General features: G+C 69.5%; 5 protein-coding genes. 3 read left to right on the top strand and 2 right to left on the bottom strand.

All coding sequences use genetic code 11. The annotated features are described in order from the left end of the window. From VFM98_RS06615 to VFM98_RS06605, 3 genes are all read left to right on the top strand, one after another. The coding region (locus tag VFM98_RS06615) for a recombination-associated protein RdgC (protein WP_325109115.1) at window positions 1-537 on the top strand (537 nt) is incomplete at its 5' end. A 143-nt stretch (window positions 538-680) separates the two neighbouring features. Further along, window positions 681-1,451 carry a SprT family zinc-dependent metalloprotease gene (locus VFM98_RS06610; protein ID WP_325109114.1) on the top strand — a complete coding sequence of 257 codons (771 nt, stop codon included), beginning with the start codon at window positions 681-683 and terminating at the stop codon, window positions 1,449-1,451. Window positions 1,452-1,547: 96 nt separating this feature from the next. Next, window positions 1,548-2,126 carry an isoprenylcysteine carboxylmethyltransferase family protein gene (locus tag VFM98_RS06605; RefSeq protein WP_325109113.1) on the top strand — a complete coding sequence of 193 codons (579 nt, stop codon included), beginning with the start codon at window positions 1,548-1,550 and terminating at the stop codon, window positions 2,124-2,126. 25 nt (window positions 2,127-2,151) lie between these two features. Here VFM98_RS06605 and VFM98_RS06600 read toward each other — a convergent pair whose 3' ends face one another. Further along, window positions 2,152-2,556 carry a hypothetical protein gene (locus VFM98_RS06600; protein WP_325109112.1) on the bottom strand — a complete coding sequence of 135 codons (405 nt, stop codon included), beginning with the start codon at window positions 2,554-2,556 and terminating at the stop codon, window positions 2,152-2,154. A gap of 20 nt (window positions 2,557-2,576) precedes the next feature. Then, a partial coding sequence (locus tag VFM98_RS06595; RefSeq protein WP_325109111.1) for an alpha/beta fold hydrolase occupies window positions 2,577-3,507 on the bottom strand: 931 nt, incomplete at its 5' end.

Raw genomic sequence — 3,507 nt, 5'->3', positions numbered from 1 at the left:
GCCTACGTCGACAAGAAGCACGGCTGGTTGGTGCTCGATACCTCCAGCCGCAAGTCGGCCGAGAACGCGCTCACCCAGATCCGCGAGGCGCTGGGCAGCTTCCCCGCCGTGCCGCTGGCGCCGGAAGAGGGCCCGCGCGTGCTGATGACCGACTGGCTCGCCAACGGCACCCTGCCGGCTGGCCTGGCGCTGGGCGACGAGGTGGAGCTGCGCGATCCGGGCAGCGCCACGGGCGCCATCGCCAAGTGCCGCCGGCAGGAGCTGGACAGCGAGGAGATCAAGGAGCACCTGCGCAACGGCAAGCAGGTGTTCCAGCTCGGCCTGGTGTTCGACGACCGCATGAGCTTCGTGCTGGGCGAGGACCTGATCGTGCGCAAGCTGAAGTTCCTCGACGTGGTGCTGGACGAGATGGGCGACAGCCACACCGACGCCGCGGCCGAGGCCGACGCCAGCTTTGCCCTGCTCACGCTGGAGCTGGAGCGCCTGCTGGCCAAGCTGGAGGAATGGTTCGGCCTGCCGCGGCCGGCCGACGCCTGACATACGCCTGCGTACGGCGCCGGGCCACGCGGTCCGGCGCCGCATGCGCTTGAATCCACCCGCGGCGGCGCCAATCCCTGCCAGAATCGGCCCATGGCGCTCCCCGGCGCCGGCGGCAGCACAGGCGGCAGGCACACGACCCGATGGCGCAGCAACTGGACGGCGACTGGCTGGAACTGGCCACCACGGGCGGCAGCACCATCCGCGTGCTGAAGGCCGCCCATCCGCGCGCGCGCCGCCTGCGCCTCACCGTCACCCCCAAGGGTGCCCGGGTCAGCTACCCGCGCGGCACCCACCCGGCCCAGGTCAGCGCCTTCCTGCGCAGCCACGCCGACTGGCTGGAGCAGAAGCTGGACGAGCTGAACCTGTTGGTGAAGCCGCTGCCGCCGCTGCGGGTCGGCCATGGACTGGAGATCCCGCTGCGCGGCGAGCGGGTGTGGCTGGACTGGGACGAGGGCCCGTATCCGCGCATCGCCAGCGGCGAGGGCGTGCTCACCCTGGTGTTGCCGCGACCGCACACGCGCGCCTTGCCGGTCGCCCGCGGGCTGCTCGCCTCCCACCTGGAGTCGCTGATCCGCCGCGACGTCTCGCGCTGGCTGGCGCAGTACGTGCCGCAGCTGGGGCTGGCTCCCACCGCGCTGAAGATCCGTCCGCTGAAAAGCCTGTGGGGCAGCCTGGACACCCGCGACCGCATCAACCTCGACCTGGCGCTGGCGCTGGCCCCGCCAGCGGCCCTGCGCTACGTGCTGGCGCACGAGCTGTGCCACCTGCGCGTGCGCAACCACTCGCCGCGCTTCTGGGCGCTGGTCGAGACGATCTACCCGCACTGGCAGGAGCAGCGCGACTGGCTGCGCCAGAACGGCGCCCTGCTGAAGGCCGAGCTGGACCGCCTGGTGGCGGATGTGGCCGACTGACGCCGCCACGGCATACGGGTGACAGCTGCAACTTGAGCCGCCACCCGGCCCCGGTGACGCCGGGTGCCGATCGCGACAGGAACGAGAGAGCTCGCCATGCAGTCATCCATCGCCAAGCTCATCGAGGCCGGGTGGTTCGTCTTCATCGCGTACTGGGCGATCCAGGCGCGGGCGGTGAAGTCGACCGCGCGCAGCGAACCGTTCTTCGCCCGCTTGCTCAAATACTGGCTGCCGCTGATGGTGGGCACCGTGCTGGTGCTGCCGTGGCGCGGTGGCGAGGCCACGCTGCTGCGCGCACGCTTCGTACCATCCAGCCACGGGCTGCCCCTGCTCGGCGTGCTGCTGCTGTGGGCCGGCGTGGCGTTCGCGATCTGGGCGCGGGCCACGCTGGGGCGCAACTGGAGCGCGGTGGTGCAGGTGAAGCGCGATCACGAGCTCATCGAGCGCGGCCCGTACCGATGGGTGCGCCACCCGATCTACACCGGTCTGCTGATGGCCTATCTCGGCACCACGTTCTCGCTGGGCGAATGGCGCGGCCTGCTCGGCACCGCCATCGTCGGCGTGTCGTTCTGGTTCAAGCTGAAGCTGGAAGAGCGCTGGATGCGCGAGCAGTTCGGCGCGCGCTATGAGGACTACATGCGGCGGGTGAGGGCGCTGCTGCCGGGGGTACTGTGACGCGCATTTGCGTCACCTCCGCTGATCACTTCGTGCAGGGATTGCCCGTCAGGTGCCTGTAGTACGCATTGTTCTTTGTGCGTGGCGAAGTGAACGATAAACGCTGGTGGTCTGCGCTGGGGTGGAAGATGACCGACACAGGCCCTTTGCCAGGGATCATGTTAGTGACGTAAATGTCCCCGTCGTAGATATGAAAGGGTAGCGGCGAGAGCGCGCGGCAGTTGGGGTCGTGCCAGACATATGTTCCGTTTGGACGGAACTCCATCATCTCTCCCAGCGGTCCGCCGTCCTCATCGGCCGTCATCTGCCAATAACCATGAAACCAATCGGGCACCGTTGACCCGGTCGCCGCCACGATGGGGGGCACAACGCCGCCGAGAGCGGCGACCACCAATACTTTCACCAGTCCCTTCATATCCGTGGCTTCCATTGCGGAGGGGGAATATTGACTCAGTGCGACAGCTGGAAGGCGGTGAGCACCTGGGCGGTCTGCTCGGGCTTTTCCAGCATCGGCATGTGGTTGCAGCCGTTGAGGGTGGTGGTGCTGATGGCCGCGGCGTTGACCAGGCCGTTGCGCAGGCTGTCCAGCGCGGAGATGTCGCTGATCCGGTCGCCGCTGCACCACAGGCCCATCACCGGCATGCTGAGGTGGTCCAGCCGCTGCTGCACCGACAGGTATTGCGAAGGCCGGCGCAGCGCGTCGAACACGCGGTCGAGGAAGGCGCGGTCACGCTGGTTGCGCGCCACCAGCACGTCGATGAAGCGGCCGGGCAGGTCCGGCACCCGGGCGAACGCGAGCGCTGCGGCGCGGGCGAAGCCGGCGCGGTCGTCAAAGTCGAACGGATTGGCACCGCCGTCCAGCGCCGCGCGGGCGAAGGCGTTTTCCTTCTGCTTCAGGCCATAGGCATCGATCAGCACCAGCCGGCCGACCTGGTCGGGATGCTCGGCCGCATACACGCCGGCCACCGCACCGCCCATCGAATGGCCCACCACGGTGGCGCCGCGCAGGCCCTGGGCGCGCATGAACTGGTCCAGCCGCGCCGCCTGCGCATCGATGTCGTAGGCGGCGTCGGCGTGGCGGGTGGACTCGCCCCAGCCGGGCAGGTCGGGGATCACCAGGTGGAAGTGCGGGGTGAGCCGGGCCGCCAGCTCCAGCCACACCTCCTTGCTGGAGGCGTAGCCATGCAGCAGAACCAGGGTCGGCCCCTCGCCGCCCTCGTAGAACGCCCAGCGCGTGTCGCCCACCTGCACGCTGCGCTTGTCCAGATGCGCGGCCATCGCCTGGCGGGCGACCTGGGCGCGCATCAGCCACTGCGGCGCGGCGAGGTAGCACGTGCCCAGCGCCAGCCCGATCACCGCGGCGGCCACGCCCAGGAAGCGC

This window comes from Ramlibacter sp. (assembly GCF_035706265.1).
In the GTDB taxonomy this organism is placed as follows: Bacteria; Pseudomonadota; Gammaproteobacteria; order Burkholderiales; family Burkholderiaceae_C; genus Ramlibacter.
This window is presented reverse-complemented; position numbering and strand designations above follow the sequence as displayed.